Here is a 15,106-nt window from a genome sequence, read left to right as displayed (position 1 = left end):
GAGTTTCGAAATACCAGACGTTCCCATGCACTGGCGCATGGGTTTTTGAGGAGGAACGTTGACCATAGAAGTAACCACCCCAAGCCTGATCCCCACGCTGCCGGGATCGACGTACGTGGATGAGGGGTTGTTCCGGGCCGAACAGGAGCGGATCTTCGAACAGATGTGGTTCTGCGCCATCCGTTCCTCGGACCTGGACAAGGCCGGGGCCTGGCGGACCGTCCAGATCGGCCGCGAAAGCGTCCTGATCAGCCGCACCCGCAAGGGCGAGATCCGAGCCTTCTACAACATCTGCCGCCACCGCGGCGTGAAGCTCTGCATGGAAGAGCAAGGCGAAGCAGCCCGCTCGTTCCAGTGCCCGTACCACGCCTGGACCTACGACTTCGAGGGCAAGCTCATCGCGGCGCCGAACCTGACCAAGATGCCGGACATCGACCGTGACGAGTACGGCCTGGCCAAGGTCCACGTCCGCGAGTACCTGGGCTACGTCTGGGTGTGCCTGGCGGGGGAGCCGCCGTCGTTCGAAGAGGACGTCATGGGCGCCATCGAGGAGCGCCTCGGCGACCTCAAAGCCATCGAGGGCTACGACGTGGCCAACCTGAGCCTGGGCCGGCGGATCAAGTACGACGTGAAGGCCAACTGGAAGCTCATCATCGAGAACTTCATGGAGTGCTACCACTGCGCCACCATCCACCCGGAACTGACCGAGGTCCTGCCCGAGTTCGCCGACGGCCTGGCGGCACAGTACTTCGTGGGCCACGGCGCCGAGTTCGGCGAGGACATCAAGGGCTTCACGGTGGACGGGTCCGAGGGCCTGGACATCATCCCCGGCGTGGGCGAGGACCAGGACCGCCGCTACTACGCCATCACCATCAAACCCACCGTGTTCGTGAACCTCGTCCCGGACCATGTGATCATCCACCGCATGTTCCCGCTGGCGGCGGACCACACCATTGTCGAGTGCGACTGGCTGTACCTGCCGTCCGTCGTCGAAAGCGGAAAGGACGTCTCTGCCTCTGTTGAGCTGTTCCACCGCGTCAACATGCAGGACTTCGACGCCTGCGAACGCTGCCAGCCGGGAATGGCCTCGAAGACCTACGCCAAGGGTGGTGTGCTGGTCCCCAGCGAGCACCACATTGGGGCTTTCCACGACTGGGTGCAGGAGAAGGTGGGCGACGCGCCGTTGTCCGGCGATGTCCGGCTGGGCATCACCGCCGACACCCCGCCGCTGGAGGAGCGGGCCGTCACGGTCGAGCGCAATGAGCCCGCGGTGGCCGCAGCGAACTGAAGCACTGATGAGCGCAGATGACCCCCGGGTCCGGCCCGGGGGTCATCTGCGTTATTACTTGACGGTGTAGCCCATGTTGGCGCTGGCTTGGAGCCCGGCTTCCTTCAGTGATTCCAGCAGGCCCGGAATCTTTTCCGGGTCGAATCGGAATGCGGGCCCGGAGATGCTGAGGGCGCCGATCACGTTGCCCTGGTGGTTGTATACGGGCACGGCCACGGCATTCAGGCCGATTTCGAACTCCTCACGCACCACGGCGTAGCCCTTGGCGCCAATCTCGAGGAGTTGGGCATCCAGTTCCTTCCGGCTGGTGATGGTGCGCGAGGTGCGGGAGGGCAAGCCGGTTTCCTTCAGGATGCGCTCACGCTCGTCTGCTTCCAGCGCCGCCAGGAGGACCTTTCCGCTGGACGTGGCGTGCAGCGGTGTCAGGCTTCCCACCCAGTCGTAGGTGGCCAGCGTGGAAGGTCCCATCGCCTGGTCCACGTTCACGGCGTAGTTCGAGCGCAGGACAGCCAGGTTGACGGTTTCCTTGAACTCCTCGGCCAGGCTTTCCAGTACCGGCCGGGCTTCGTGGACCAGGCTGAGCCGGCCGGGAATGGAGCTGGCGAGACGCAGGATCCCAAAGCCAAGCTGGTACTTGCCGCGCTCGCTGTTCTGGTGGACCATCTCCCGGGTCACCAAGGACCCCATCAGCCTCGAGACGGTGGATTTGTGGATCCCCATCTCCTCGGCAATTTCGCTGACGCCGGCATGCCCCTCCCTTGCCAGGATTTCCAGGACGGTGAGGGCACGCTCCACGGACTGCACGCCGCCGGACTGGCCGCCTTCGCTGTCGGTATCGGATTCCGGTTCATTTTTAGGAGCCATACTTCCTGATCCTATGCCGGGAACTGTGACGGCGGTGACATTGCGTTAACCCGGGTGGTTTTCAACCGGCCTGAAGGGCCTGCTAACTCCCCCGGTAGGTGGAGTAGGCAAAGGGGCTCAAAAGCAGCGGTACGTGGTAGTGCTCGGGGCCGGTGACTTCGAAGACCAGGTCCACTTCGGGGAAGAACGTCTGAGTCTGCAGGCCGGCGTAGTAGCTGCCGGTGGCGAAGCTCAGTTTGTAGTGGCCCGGTTCCAGCCGCTCCGGACCCAGGTCCTTCGCCCGCCCGTCCGAGTCCGTGGTGGACGCTGCCAGCTCACGCCAGGTGCCGCCGTCGTTTGTTGAAAGCACGACGGCGACACCCGCCGCCGGGCGCCCGGCACCGGTGTCGAGGACATGGGTGGTGACGTGTGAAACGCTCATTCGCTGATCAGTCCTTCGAGCCGCAGTACGGCAATCTCACGCAGCTGCTGCGCCACGATGGTGTCTTCGTCTTCAGGGGAATTGGAGAGCCGGGTATCCAGGGCCTCCAGGATCTCCGGCGCGGTGCGGCCGGCGGCGCGGATCAAAAAGACCCGGCCGAACTTCTCCTCGTACTCCCGGTTGCCCCGGGCCAGGGCGTCGGCCGCTGCGGCATCTGCCGGGTCCACCCCGGCCTGCTCCGAACGCGACATGGACGCCTCGGTGCTTGCCGCCGTCGGACGCTCCCCAATCCGGGGATGGTGTGCCATGGCAGCTTCCACCTCGGCGGACGTGAAGGGATTGGCGGCGTTGGCCGCGAACTCCAGGAGTTCGTTCCGGTTTGCGAAAGGCCGGGCCTCTGCCACGGCATCCACCCACCTGGTGATATCAATGCATGGGCGCAGGGTGGCCCTGGCCGCGGCGGGATCTGCCGCGTTGAATTCGGCAAGCTGCATGCTGGCTCATTCCTCGGTCTGCTGGCATCCATGGTGACGGCTATGCGGAGGCCGGGAGACTCGGCGCCTGAACCGGCAAAGGGCGGCAGGCTTCCGCATCATGGAACTGTTATTTCAGCATACGTAATATTCAAGAACAGGGCCTCGGCCCGTGTCAAGAGCGTACAGCAGGTAACCGGCCCTGGCCCGCACCAGGCCGGGCCGCCAAAACTGGGAAACCTGGCCATTCACTGCTCCGAATATCTTGTGGAAACCTTTGCACCTGCTTGCCAGGACGTTGAGGAACTGCGGGGACACTCGAAGGGAAGCGAACGGCTTCCAGGCAGGGCTCGACGACGACCGCACCGGAAGCTGCACTGCTTGCGGAAGGCGGGGAGGCGATGGAACAACTCAAGAGGACCGGAGTGGAGAAAGCCAGGGCGCTGCTGCGCCTCTACTTCCATTCCCGGAAGGTCCGCGCAGCGGCCAGGGACCTGGAGCACGCACTCGCGGAATCGCGGGAGTTGTCCAGCTGGCCCGGAGACAGGCTCCCGGTAGGGGAGGAAATGTCGCGGCAGGTGGAAAAGCTGACCCGCCGGCTCAAGCTGGAGACCGAGGCGCACCACAGGCTCGAGGATCTTTTCCACACTGCTGCCGGAAGGCGTTCCGTACCGGCGGTTTAAGTGCCACACTTAGCAGCAATCGATTGGCTGGGGGATACCAGGTCAGGAGATTGCAGTGGGTTCTTTGGCAGGTTGGGCGTACCTTTTGGCGGGGCTGATGACCATGGACGCGCTGCTCCTTGCGCTGTGGGCCATGGAAGTTGACTGGGGCAAGTACTGGCGCCGGAAGTGAGCCCTCTCCTCCTGGTGCTGAATCAGCCGATTTCTTCGGCGAGTTCGACGATGATGCCCTCCGGGCCGCGGACGTAGCAGAGCCTGAAGACGTCCCCGTACCGTTCGATGCTGCCCACCAGCTCGCCGCCGTGCGCTTTCAGCCGGGTGACGGTGTCCTCGACGTCGTCCACGGCGAAGCAGACATGGCGCAGGCCCGGGACGTTGGCGGGGGCCTGCGGGTCGCCGTCGGGAGTTGGCGGCGTGTGGAAGCTGCTGAGCTCAAGCCGTGACCGGCCATCCGGGGTCTCCAGCATGGCGATTTCGGACCGGACCCCGGCGACCCCAATGATGCGGTCCACCCAGGCGCCCTCCACTTCTCCGCTGCCCACCGGCGTGAGGCCGAGCTCCACGAAGAAGGCTGTTGCGGCAGCCATGTCAGTCACCACGATGCCCACGTGGTCCATGCGTTGGATTGCCATGGGTCCGATGCTAGCCCAGCTCAGGCCGCTGTTGGAGGTCCAGCCGCATCAGCACGCGGGGAAAACCATTCAATACGGATTCGGTGTCGGCAGCCTTGGTGAAGCCTGCGTCCTCGAAGAGCTTGCGGGTGCCCACGTAGGCCATGGTGAGGTCCACCTTGCTGCCGCGGTTGTCCACCGGGTAGCCCTCGATGGCCGGCGCACCGTAGGAGCGGGCAAACTCGACGGCCCCCGCCAGCAGCCTGTGCGAGATGCCCTTGCCGCGGTGGCCGGGGCGGACCCGCAGGCACCACACGGACCAGGCATCCTGCCCGTCCACGTGGGGAATCCTGCGGTTCCGGGCGAAACTGGTGTCCGCACGCGGGTGGACCGCTGCCCACCCAACTACTTCGCCGCCGTCGTACGCCAAAACCCCGGGCGGCGGATCCTGCGCAACCAGCTGCCTCACCAGTTCCCCGCGCTCGGCCCCGCGCAGGGAGACGTTCAGCTTGGAGGGTATCCGGTAGCTCAGGCACCAGCATACGGTGGCGTCGGGGCGCTTCGGGCCCACCATCGTGGCTACGTCCTCGAAGGCCGTTGCCGGGCGCACCTCAATCGCCATGCTGCACTCCTAATCCTCTGGGACCCGGCCGATGCTCCATGCGGCAACCTTGCGGAGATCAACCCTGGTTGCCTGCAGCGGCACCCTGGTTCCACCCGAAAGCAGCACAGGCCCCAGGAAATGGATGTACCGGTGCTGTTCCCCGGTCAGCGGACCGGCGTCATCCGCCCTCTGTTCGACCGCCCTGGAGTCCCAGGCGTCGAGGGTGCCGGCGATGGCCCAGCTGCCGATCCGCACCTGGTCGTTCTGCCGCTGCGTCCACGCCCGCTCCGACACCACCGAGCCGGAAATGACCGTCCCGTCAACCACCACGGTGAGCTCCATGGTGGCATCGGGGCCGGTTCCTAAGACCGAGGTCAACAGCAGCAGGAGGCGCGGGTCGGTCCCGTTGTCCCACGTTTCATCCGACATGGCTTCCCTTTCTCCTGGTAACAGTGCAAGCCGGTCAGTCCAGTTTCCACCCTGTTGGCCCAGGTTGTGCCTCACTACACTGGGACCCATGACCCAGCAGGAACCGGGCAGGACCGCTGCGGATCCCGATACTGCCGGCACCTTGCCACGTACCCCGGCCGAGCGTTCACGCACCTTCACCAGCATCCTGGTGAACACCGCCCTGGCCAACATCACCACCAGCTACCTGTGGTTCGCACTGACTTTCTGGCTTTACCTGGAGACACGCAACGTGATCGCCACCGGGGTGGTGGGCGGCGCCTACATGCTCCTGATTGCCCTGTCGAGCGTCAGTTTCGGCACCTTCGTGGACCGCTGCCGCAAGCTGGCCGTGATGCGCTTCGCGGCCGGCTTCAGCCTGGTGATGTTCGCGCTGTCCGGGGTCATGTTCCTGCTCACGCCTGCGGCGTCGTTGCTGGACCTGGGGCGTCCCTGGTTCTGGAGTTTCACGTTGGTCATCCTTGTCGGCGCAGTAGTGGAGAACATGCGGAACATCGCCTTGTCGACAACCGTCACCATCCTCATCGAGCCGGACCGCCGCGCCAACGCCAACGGGCTGGTGGGGATGGTGCAGGGGCTGATGTTCATCGTGACCTCCCTGCTGTCCGGACTGTCGGTAGGGTTGCTGGGAATGGGCTGGACCATCGTCGTCGCGCTGGTCCTCACGGCCGCGGCCTTCGCGCACCTGCTCACCCTCCGGATGCCCGAGGAAGTACGCGTGGCGGCAACGGACGCCCACGGCGGATTCGACCTGCGGGGCTCGTTCACGGCAGTGCTGGCCATTTCCGGGCTGTTCGCGCTGATCCTGTTTTCGACGTTCAACAACTTCATCGGCGGCGTCTACATGGCACTGATGGATCCGTACGGGTTGGAGATGTTCTCCGTGGAAATGTGGGGCGCCGTCTTTGCGGTCGGATCCACCGGGTTCATCATCGGTGGTGCCCTGATCGGCAAATTCGGGCTGGGCGCCAACCCCCTGCGCACCCTGCTCCTTGCGGTGGCGGCCATGGGGGTCCTCGGAGCGGTCTTTACGCTGCGGGAGTGGGCGTGGCTCTACATCCTCGGGATCTGGCTGTACCTGGTGCTGGTCCCGTTTGTGGAGGCGGCCGAGCAAACCGTGATCCAGCGGGTGGTGCCGCTGCCGAAACAGGGCCGCGTGTTTGGCTTCGCCATGGCATTCGAGTCCGCCGCGGCGCCAGTCACGGCGTTCCTCATTGCGCCGATTGCCCAGTTCTGGATCATCCCGTACGCCCGCTCCGCGGAGGGGTCGGCCGTCCTGGCGCCGCTGCTGGGGGAAGGCACCTCCCGCGGAATCGCCCTGGTGTTCCTGGTGGCGGGGATCATCATGATTGCCGCCGCCCTGCTGGCTTTCCTGACCCCGGTCTACCGCCGGGTTTCCGCTTCATATGCGGAGGCGCCGGCAGAGGCCAAGGCCGCAGGTTAAACGCCGGATGCCCCAGCAATATGTGCTGGGGCATCCGGGAAAACGCTGCAGGATGTAATGGAGCGTTAGAGTCCCAGGGCTTCCTTCAGGACGGCGACGTGGCCGTCGGCCTGGACCTGGTACTGGGCCAGGGTGACGTTGCCGTCGGGGTCCACCACAACCGTGGAGCGTACGATCCCTTCATGGATTTCGCCGTTGACCAGCTTCTCGCCCCAGGCGCCGTAGGCCAGGGCGACCGCGTGGTCGGGGTCGGAGAGCAGCGGGAAGGTCAGGGAAAAGTCGTCCGTGAAACCGGCCAGGGCCTCGGGGGCGTCGGGAGAGATGCCGACAACTTCGTAGCCCTTGCCCTGCAGGGAGGCCAGGCTATCGCGGAAGTCGCAGGCCTCGGTGGTGCACCCGGGGGTGGCGGCCTTCGGGTAGAAGTACACGATGACGTTCTTGCCACGGTAATCGGCCAAGGAGGTTTCCCGGCCCTGGGCGTCCCGGAGGGTGAACTCAGGAGCCGGGGTGCCGGGCTGGAGTTTGGTGGTCAGGGTGGGGCTCATGGCGTTCCTTTGAAAGACTCGGTCAGTGATGGCCAAACATCTAGTGAAGCGGGTTGCCGCTTAGAGATACAACTCCCGCGTCATATGCAGTATTCCGCCGGTCCCCGGACAACCGCGTGGGGCCCGGGGACAAACTGGTAGCCGCCGCCGCGGACGGTGGCAACGGCGTGCCGGGCGTTGCCCAGCTTCCGGCGGACCCGCCCTACGTAGACGTCGATGGCCCGGGCGGTTGCGCCCGGGAAATCCAGCGACTCGAGGAACTCCTGCAGTTCCTCGCGTGCAACGGTACGGGACAGGTGGGTCACCAGGTAGCGGAGCACCTTGTACTCGACGCCGGTCAGGGGCACCGGCTGGCCGTCGAGCAGGACCATCTCGGCGGCCAGGTCCACGGCCATGGTGCTGACGGGGCCGGCCGACGGCGGCAGGTGGGTGCCGCCGTCGGCATCAGTTGCGCCGGGGTTCTCCGCGATGGAAGAAGCGCGAGAGGAGTCGGCTGCGGCTCCTTCCGTGGCGGAGAACCCGGCCGTGGGGGCTCCGGCGGCAGGCCAGTGGACTTCCGCCTCCGGAGCAGTTTCGAGGGCCCTCGCAAGGACCATTTGGGCGGCGTGGCGCAGGACTTCGGGGCTGGTTCCTTCGGCTGGAACAACCCACAGTGCCAGGCCCCGTGCCGCTGCCCGTTTGGCGTGCACAGGACTCCGGTGCACGCCCCTGGGGTGATGGGCTTCCACAGCCATGGCGCGTCCTATACGCCGCCGCGGCGGATCAGCTTGCCCGTTGGGGTCTGGCCGTCCACCACGGCGCCGCGCAGGAAAGTCTTGCGGACCACGCCCGCCAGGGTCTTGCCGTCGTACGGGGTGATGGGGTTCTTGTGCTTGAGCTTGGAGACATCCACCACGAAGGCCTCGTCCGGGGCGAAGACGGCGAAATCGGCGTCATAGCCCAGCGCCAGCTGGCCCTTGTTGGTGAGGCGGGCCAGGTTGGCCGGCTTTTCGGCCATCCAGGACACCACCTGCTCCAGCGGGATACCGCGCTGCCGTGCCTCGCTCCAGATCAGGGACAGGCCCAGCTGCAGCGAGGAAACGCCGCCCCAGGCCACGGCGAAGTCGCCGTTCTCCAGGTCCTTCAGGTCCAGCGTGGAGGGGGAGTGGTCCGAGACGATGCAGTCGATGGTGCCGTCCAGCAGGCCCTGCCACAGCAGTTCCCGGTTGGAGGCCTCGCGGATGGGCGGGCAGCACTTGTAGGCGGTGGCGCCGTCCGGGATTTCCTCGGCCATCAGCGTCAGGTAGTGCGGGCAGGTCTCCACGGTGAGCTTGACGCCGTCGCGCTTTGCGGAGGCGATCATGGGCAGGGCGTCCGACGACGACAGGTGCAGGATGTGCGCACGTGCGCCGGTCCAGCGGGCCCGCTCGATGACCTCGGCGATGGCCTTGTTCTCGGCGCCGCGGGGGCGGGAGGCCAGGAAGGTGGAGTAGTGGTCGCCGCCCGGGTGCGGGGCGCGGTCGATGGCGTGGGAGTCCTCTGCATGGACGATCATGAGCGAGTCGAAGGACTTCAGCTCGGCCATGTCCTCTTCCATCTCGTCCGCGTCCAGGTGCGGGAACTCGTCCACGCCGGAGTGCAGGAGGAAGCACTTGAAGCCGAACACGCCTTCATCGTGCAGGGGGCGGAGGTCCGCCTTGTTGCCGGGGATGGCACCGCCCCAGAATCCGACGTCGATGAACGCCTGGTCCTCGGCCACCTCGCGCTTGAGCTTGAGGTTTTCCACGGTGGTGGTGGGCGGGACGGAGTTCAGCGGCATGTCGATGATGGTGGTGACACCGCCGGCTGCCGCGGCACGGGTGGCGGACGCGAAGCCCTCCCACTCGGTGCGGCCGGGCTCGTTGACGTGGACGTGGGTGTCCACCAGGCCGGGAAGCAGCGTCTCGTCGTCGGCGAGTTCGATGATTTCGGCACCGGCCAGGCCATTGCCCAGCGGTTCGATGGCCACGATCTTGCCGTTGCGGACTCCCACTTCACGCGGGGCGATGCCGGCGGTGGTCAGGATGCGCCGGCCCCGGATGACGAGGTCAAAACGTTCTTCAGACACGGAGGTCCTCCTTGGTGCTTGGGGTGCGGGACAGCCTGTTGGCTGCCAACCTCCCGCTGATCTGGGTGCCGAGCTGTTCCAGAAGCTGTCCGGCCTCTGCTATGCACCTGTTTACATCGCTTTCGAGTTCGGTCAAAGCGTAGACGTCTTCGAATCCGGCGGCCGCTGCCTGGCTTTGCCCGAGGGTGGTCCGGCCGCAGACGGCGACCACCGGGACGCCCTGCGCGGCGGCTGCCCGGGCAACACCCATCGGGGTCTTTCCGAGCAGGCTTTGCTCATCGAGGCTGCCTTCGCCGGTGACCACGAGGTCTGCGCCGGCCAGGCGGTCGGCCAGCCCGGTGAATTCGAGGACGACGTCGATTCCCGGCCGCCGTGTTGCGGCCAGGACAGCGATGGCGGCGTAGCCCACGCCGCCGGCCGCGCCGGCTCCGGGAGCCTCCGCGGCCTTGACGGCGCGGAATCCGATTTCCCTGGCCAGGACTTCGACAAACCTGGCCAGGGCGGCGTCGAGCATGCCGACGTCTTGTGGGGTGGCACCCTTCTGCGGGCCGAAAACCGCCGCGGCGCCCTGTGCGCCCAGCAGGGGGTTGTCGACGTCGGATGCCAGCACGAAGCGGGTGTCCACCAGGCGGGGTTCAAAGTCGGTGAAGTCAATGCTGTGCAGGTTAGCCAGCGCCGCTCCGCCGGGTGGCAGTTCGTTGTTCCGGGCGTCCAGGAACCTGGCGCCGAGCCCCTGGAGGAGCCCCGCGCCGCCGTCGGTATTGGCACTGCCGCCAACGCCGAGCACGATCCGCCGGCAGCCGGCATCGAGCGCAGCCCGGATGAGCTGCCCGGTGCCCAGGCTGGAGGCGGCTGCGGCGTCTGCGGAGTCCGGGCGGCTGCCCTTCCTGACGCTTGGCACCAGGGCAAGCCCCGACGCCGTCGCCATCTCGATGACAGCCTCATGGCCGCGTACGGCGAACTCGGCCTCGACGGGTTCACCCGTCGGGCCGGTCACCGTTGCCGTGCGCCGGGTGAAGCCGGAGCCGACGGCGGCGTCAAGGGTGCCCTCGCCGCCGTCGGCCACCGGAATCCGGACCACCTCAAGGTTGCTGTTGTGTGCCGTACCGGCCGCGCGCTGCAGGCCCTTTTCCAGGTGGCTGCACACCTCCGGGGCGGACAGCGATCCCTTGAACTTATCCGGAGCAATCACGATCCGCATGGTTAGCCCTGCAGTGCCAGGATGGCGGTGGGGGCGTCGGCGGCGGTTTCGGCCAGTTCCTCGAACTCGTTCACGGCGTTGATTTCCACGCCCATGGAGATGTTGGTGACCTTTTCCAGGATCACTTCGACCACCACGGGAACCTGGAATTCGCCCATCAGGGCCTTGGCCTTGTCGAACGCGGCGGCGAGGTCGTTGGGGTCCTCCACGCGGACGGCCTTGCAGCCCAGTCCCTCGGCCACCTTCAGGTGGTCCACGCCGTAGCCGCGGGTGTCCTCGGACAGGTGGGAGCTGTTGATGTTCTCGAAGGCCAGGGACACGTTCTGTTCCATGTTGAACCCGCGCTGGGACTGGCGGATCAGGCCGAGGTAGGAGTTGTTCACCACCACGTGGATGTACGGCAGGTTGAACTGCGCGCCCACGGCCAGTTCCTCGATCATGAACTGGAAGTCGTAGTCGCCGGAGAGGGCCACCACGGTCTGGTCAGGGTTGGACCGTGCCACGCCGAGGGCTGCCGGGGCGGTCCAGCCCAGGGGGCCTGCCTGGCCGGCGTTGATCCACTTGCGCGGGCCGAAAACGTGCAGCATCTGCGCGCCGGCGATCTGGGACAGGCCGATGGTGGACACGTAGGTGGTGTCGCGTCCGAAGGACTTGTTCATCTCCTCGTACACGCGCTGCGGCTTGATGGGGATGTTCTCGAAGTGCGTCTTGCGGTGCAGGGAGGCCTTGCGGTCCTGGCATTCGGCAACCCAGGCGCTGTAGTCCGGCAGGGACCCGGCAGCAGCCCGTTCCTTGGCGAGCTCCACCAGCCCGGCCAGCGCCGCACCGGCGTCGGACGCGATGCCCAGGTCCGGGGAGAACACGCGGCCGATCTGGGTGGGCTCGATGTCGATGTGCACGAACTTGCGGCCGGCGGTGTAGGTTTCCAGGCCGCCGGTGTGGCGGTTGGCCCAGCGGTTGCCGATGCCGATCACGAAGTCGGACTGCAGGTAGTTTTCGTTGCCGTAGCGGTGGGAGGTCTGCAGGCCCACCATGCCGGCCATGAGCTGGTGGTCGTCCGGGATGGTGCCCCAGCCCATCAGGGTGGGGATGACCGGTACGTTCAGGGTCTCGGCGAGTTCCACCAGCTGCGCGGAGGCGCCGGCGTTGATGATGCCGCCGCCGGCCACGATCAGCGGGTGCTTGGCGGCCAGGAGCATGTCCAGGGCCTTCTCCAGCTGCTTGCGGGAGGCCTTGGGCTTTTCGATGGGCAGGGGCTCGTAGGTGTCGATGTCGAATTCGATCTCGGCCATCTGCACGTCGATGGGCAGGTCCAGCAGTACGGGGCCGGGGCGGCCGGAGCGCATCAGCTGGAAGGCCTTCTGGAAGGCGCCGGGAACCTGGCCGGGCTCCAGGATGGTCATGGCCATCTTGGTGACGGGCTTGGCGATGGACTCGATGTCCACGGCCTGGAAGTCTTCCTTGTGCAGCTTGGCAACTGGAGCCTGGCCGGTGATGCAAAGCATGGGGATGGAATCTGCCCAGGCGGCGTACAGGCCGGTGATCATGTCGGTGCCGGCCGGGCCGGAGGTGCCGATGCAGATGCCGATGTTTCCGTCCTTGGCGCGGCTGAAGCCGTCGGCCATGTGGCTGGCGCCTTCAACGTGGCGGGCCAGGGTGTGGCGGATGCCGCCGTGGGCGCGCATTGCGGAGTAGAAGGGGTTGATGGCGGCGCCTGGCAGGCCGAACGCCTCGATGGCGCCTTCCTTTTCCAGGATGGCCACCGCTGCATCAACGGTACGCATCTTGCTCATGGGGTGCTCCTTGTTGTGCCCCTTTGGGGGCGAAGTCTGGGTGTTTTTGGGTGTGCTGAAGTACCCCCACGACTTGTGGTGGGGCACTTTGGGGGTGGCCGCCGTCGTAATTGACGACGGCGGCCCGCGTGTCTGTGTCGAAGTGCCCCGTTTTGGCGGGGCTGCTCCTACTTCCTGCCGCTGAGCTGGAGGACCTGCTTGAAGAGTCCGGAGTGGTCCAGTGCGCCGTCGCCCTGGTTGACAGTGGCGGCGACGAGCTGTGCGACGACGGCGCCGAGGGGGATAGCGACGTTGGCTTCGCGGGCGGCGGAGGTGACAATGCCCAGGTCCTTGTGGTGCAGGGCAAGGCGGAAGCCGGGGTCGAAGTTGCGGTCCAGCATCTTCTGGCCCTTCTGGTCCAGGACCTTGGAGCCGGCCAGGCCGCCGCCGAGGACCTTGAGGGCTGCGTCGGTGTCCACGCCGTAGGCTTCAAGGAAGGCGATGGCTTCGCCGAGGACCTCAATGTTGACGGCGACGATCAGCTGGTTGGCAGCCTTGACGGTCTGGCCGGAGCCGGAGGGGCCCACGTGGACGATGGTCTTGCCCACGGCGTTCAGGACGTCCTGGGCGTCGTCGAAGTCCGCCTTGTCGCCGCCGACCATGATGGAGAGGACGGCGTCGATGGCGCCCTGTTCACCGCCGGAGACCGGGGCGTCGAGGGGGCGGATGCCGGCTTCGCGGGCTTCGTCGGAGAGGCGCTTTGCGACGTCGGGGCGGATGCTGGAGGCGTCGATCCACAGGGTGCCCTGCTTGGCGTTGGCGAAGACGCCGTCCTTGCCGCTGACTACGCCCTCGACGTCGGGGGAGTCCGGCACCATGGTGATGACGACGTCGGCATCCTTGACCGCGTCAGCGATGCTGGAGGCGCCCTTGCCGCCTTCGGAGACCAGCTTGTCGATCTTGTCCTGGCTGCGGTTGAAGCCGGTGACGGTGTGGCCGGCCTTGACCAGGTTGATGGCCATGGGCAGGCCCATGATTCCGAGGCCAATAACTGCAACGTTGCTCATGATGGTTCTTCTTTCTGGAAAGTCTGTGGGGGCGTTGGTGGCCGTTTTCAGCGGCTGATGCGCTCGCGGATGGCCCAGCTGAAGGCCGTCTCCTGCGGTTCCTTGTATTCGAGGCCGATGTAGCCTTCGTAGCCGAGTTCGCGGCTGCGGGCGATCCATTCGCCGAGCGGGAGGGTGCCGGTGCCGGGGGCGCCGCGGCCGGGGTTGTCGGCGATCTGGATATGGCCGAAGTCCTTGGCATGGTTTTCGATGACGGCTTCAACGTCGTCGCCGTTGACTGCCAGGTGGTAGAAGTCGGCGAGGAGCTTGATGTTGCCGACGCCGGCCTCGGCCTTGACGCGGGCGATGACCTTGAGTGCGTCGTCGGCGGTCAGGAGCGGATACTTGGGTGCGCCGCTGACGGGTTCGAGGAGGACGGTGCCGCCGATGCGGGCGACGCCTTCGGCAGCTGCCGCAAGGTTCTTGGCGGCGAGTTCGTCCTGCTCTTCGGGGGTGACGTCGTCCTGCCGGTTGCCATAGAGGGCGTTGAAGGCCTTGCAGCCCAGGCGTTCACCGATGCCGGCCACCACGTCGATGTTGTCCTTGAACTCGGAGCAGCGGCCCTTCCAGGAGACCAGGCCGCGGTCACCGCCGGGCATGTTGCCCGCGTTGAAGTTCAGGCCGGTGAGCTGGACGCCGGCGTCCGTGATGGCGTTCTCGAACTTGGTGATTTCGCTGTCCGCGGGGACCGAGGTTTCGAAGGGCCACCAGAACTCGACGGCGTCGAAGCCTGCTGCCTTGGCTGCGGCGGGACGCTCGAGCAGGGGCAGCTCCGTGAGGAGGATCGAGCAGTTCACTGTGTACGTCATCGTAGGTCCTTCCGAGGGAGGGGCTTTGATCTATCTTCCCTTGCTTCCGGCATCTTCACCGTTTCCGCTTTGTGGAATTTAGATTCTGCTTTATGAAAAGTGTAGGGAACGTGGGGTGGGGGAGTCAAGGGGAGGGCAGGCTGTGGGCGCGGTGGGCGCCGGGCTGTACCGGAGTCGGGTTAAAAGGCAATGGGTCCCGCGCGCTTCTGCGCACGGGACCCTTGCCTTTGTGATCGCTCACCCGCCGCCGCGGCTACCACATTGCGTTGCTGAGGGGCGTGACCGACAGGCTTTCGAGCCTGGCGGTTCCGCCCTCTGCGAAGACCGCAAGGGCGTTGGCGCCGGCTGCCGGGAACACCTGGTCGGTCAGTGTCGCCAAGCCGTCCTGTGCAAATACTTCGACGGGGGAGTGCGTAGCTGATCGGTGGAGCGGGCTGGGGGCCGGTCAAAGAACCCCAATGAGGTGCCGGTGGCCCGGAGCCTGGGGAGCCTCCCTTTCCAGGTGGCTGCTGGCCTCCGAAGATGTGAATCCTAACGGCGGATTGCCACATGTGACAAAACGATTTATCTTCCAGCTCCCCTTCACGTTAGGACGCCAGGGCCCCAACCGTCAATAGTTCATATTCGTGAAGGTGTGACCCTTGACACTCGGCTCTAAGGCGGCCTATCTTGTTGCCAAGTCGTTTTAGCAAAACGATTTTTCACCCCATAGCCAGTCTCGCCATTTCCGT

16 protein-coding genes and 1 pseudogene are annotated in these 15,106 nt (G+C 65.9%); 3 read left to right on the top strand and 14 right to left on the bottom strand.

Features of this window, described 5'->3' with window-relative positions; genetic code table 11:
• The first annotated feature begins 58 nt into the window (after positions 1-58).
• Complete coding sequence (locus K4G53_RS00980) at positions 59-1,288, top strand: aromatic ring-hydroxylating dioxygenase subunit alpha (protein WP_221383624.1); 1,230 nt, start codon at positions 59-61, stop codon at positions 1,286-1,288.
• A 54-nt stretch (positions 1,289-1,342) separates the two neighbouring features.
• Here the strand turns inward: K4G53_RS00980 and K4G53_RS00975 are convergent, their stop codons facing one another.
• The 3 genes from K4G53_RS00975 to uraD form a co-directional block, all read right to left on the bottom strand.
• A complete protein-coding gene (locus K4G53_RS00975; protein ID WP_221383623.1) occupies positions 1,343-2,152 on the bottom strand; it encodes an IclR family transcriptional regulator in 810 nt (269 codons plus the stop codon).
• Positions 2,153-2,234: 82 nt separating this feature from the next.
• On the bottom strand, positions 2,235-2,573 hold the full coding sequence (gene uraH / locus K4G53_RS00970; RefSeq protein WP_221383622.1) for a hydroxyisourate hydrolase: 339 nt from the start codon (positions 2,571-2,573) through the stop codon (positions 2,235-2,237).
• Positions 2,570-3,067, bottom strand: coding sequence for a 2-oxo-4-hydroxy-4-carboxy-5-ureidoimidazoline decarboxylase (uraD, locus tag K4G53_RS00965; protein WP_221383621.1), 498 nt, complete (start codon positions 3,065-3,067; stop codon positions 2,570-2,572). Before uraD ends, uraH begins: the two co-directional genes overlap by 4 nt.
• Before the next feature lie 380 nt (positions 3,068-3,447).
• Here uraD and K4G53_RS00960 point away from each other — a divergent pair, with 380 nt between their 5' ends.
• Entirely contained in the window at positions 3,448-3,729 is a 282-nt protein-coding gene (locus K4G53_RS00960; RefSeq protein WP_221383620.1) for a hypothetical protein, read from the top strand.
• A gap of 194 nt (positions 3,730-3,923) precedes the next feature.
• Here the strand turns inward: K4G53_RS00960 and K4G53_RS00955 are convergent, their stop codons facing one another.
• The 3 genes from K4G53_RS00955 to K4G53_RS00945 are packed head-to-tail and all read right to left on the bottom strand — an operon-like array spanning position 3,924 to position 5,373.
• Positions 3,924-4,361, bottom strand: a complete 438-nt coding sequence (locus K4G53_RS00955) for a VOC family protein (protein WP_221383619.1) — start codon at positions 4,359-4,361, stop codon at positions 3,924-3,926.
• Positions 4,362-4,371: 10 nt separating this feature from the next.
• Positions 4,372-4,962: a GNAT family N-acetyltransferase gene (locus tag K4G53_RS00950; protein WP_221383618.1), complete on the bottom strand. Its 591-nt coding sequence runs from the start codon at positions 4,960-4,962 to the stop codon at positions 4,372-4,374.
• Between the two features lie 9 nt (positions 4,963-4,971).
• On the bottom strand, positions 4,972-5,373 hold the full coding sequence (locus K4G53_RS00945) for a hypothetical protein (protein WP_221383617.1): 402 nt from the start codon (positions 5,371-5,373) through the stop codon (positions 4,972-4,974).
• Positions 5,374-5,461: 88 nt separating this feature from the next.
• Between K4G53_RS00945 and K4G53_RS00940 the strand changes: the two genes are divergently transcribed.
• The gene (locus K4G53_RS00940; protein ID WP_221383616.1) at positions 5,462-6,856 is read left to right on the top strand and encodes an MFS transporter; all 1,395 of its coding nucleotides are present in this window, start codon (positions 5,462-5,464) and stop codon (positions 6,854-6,856) included.
• A gap of 65 nt (positions 6,857-6,921) precedes the next feature.
• Here the strand turns inward: K4G53_RS00940 and bcp are convergent, their stop codons facing one another.
• The 8 genes and pseudogenes from bcp to K4G53_RS00900 all read right to left on the bottom strand — a co-directional run.
• A complete protein-coding gene (gene bcp, locus K4G53_RS00935; protein ID WP_221383615.1) occupies positions 6,922-7,401 on the bottom strand; it encodes a thioredoxin-dependent thiol peroxidase in 480 nt (159 codons plus the stop codon).
• Between the two features lie 80 nt (positions 7,402-7,481).
• Positions 7,482-8,135, bottom strand: a complete 654-nt coding sequence (locus K4G53_RS00930; RefSeq protein WP_221383614.1) for a winged helix-turn-helix domain-containing protein — start codon at positions 8,133-8,135, stop codon at positions 7,482-7,484.
• An 8-nt stretch (positions 8,136-8,143) separates the two neighbouring features.
• Complete coding sequence (allB, locus tag K4G53_RS00925; RefSeq protein ID WP_221383613.1) at positions 8,144-9,487, bottom strand: allantoinase AllB; 1,344 nt, start codon at positions 9,485-9,487, stop codon at positions 8,144-8,146.
• The gene (locus K4G53_RS00920; protein WP_221383612.1) at positions 9,480-10,688 is read right to left on the bottom strand and encodes a glycerate kinase; all 1,209 of its coding nucleotides are present in this window, start codon (positions 10,686-10,688) and stop codon (positions 9,480-9,482) included. Before K4G53_RS00920 ends, allB begins: the two co-directional genes overlap by 8 nt.
• Positions 10,689-10,690: 2 nt before the next feature.
• Entirely contained in the window at positions 10,691-12,481 is a 1,791-nt protein-coding gene (gene gcl, locus K4G53_RS00915; protein WP_221383611.1) for a glyoxylate carboligase, read from the bottom strand.
• Between the two features lie 167 nt (positions 12,482-12,648).
• Entirely contained in the window at positions 12,649-13,686 is a 1,038-nt protein-coding gene (locus tag K4G53_RS00910) for a 2-hydroxy-3-oxopropionate reductase (RefSeq protein WP_374226131.1), read from the bottom strand.
• Positions 13,575-14,375 (bottom strand): hydroxypyruvate isomerase family protein, encoded by an 801-nt coding sequence (locus K4G53_RS00905; RefSeq protein WP_221383610.1) that lies wholly within the window; start codon positions 14,373-14,375, stop codon positions 13,575-13,577. The genes K4G53_RS00910 and K4G53_RS00905 overlap by 112 nt, the downstream gene beginning before the upstream one ends.
• Before the next feature lie 253 nt (positions 14,376-14,628).
• Positions 14,629-14,775, bottom strand: a pseudogene (locus K4G53_RS00900) (GH32 C-terminal domain-containing protein); the annotation flags it as partial.
• Positions 14,776-15,106: the final 331 nt, after the last annotated feature.

The organism is Arthrobacter sp. MAHUQ-56, from assembly GCF_019710585.1.
GTDB lineage: Bacteria > Actinomycetota > Actinomycetes > Actinomycetales > Micrococcaceae > Arthrobacter.
Note: the sequence above shows the minus strand (reverse complement) of the source record. Positions and strands in the feature narration are given on the sequence as shown.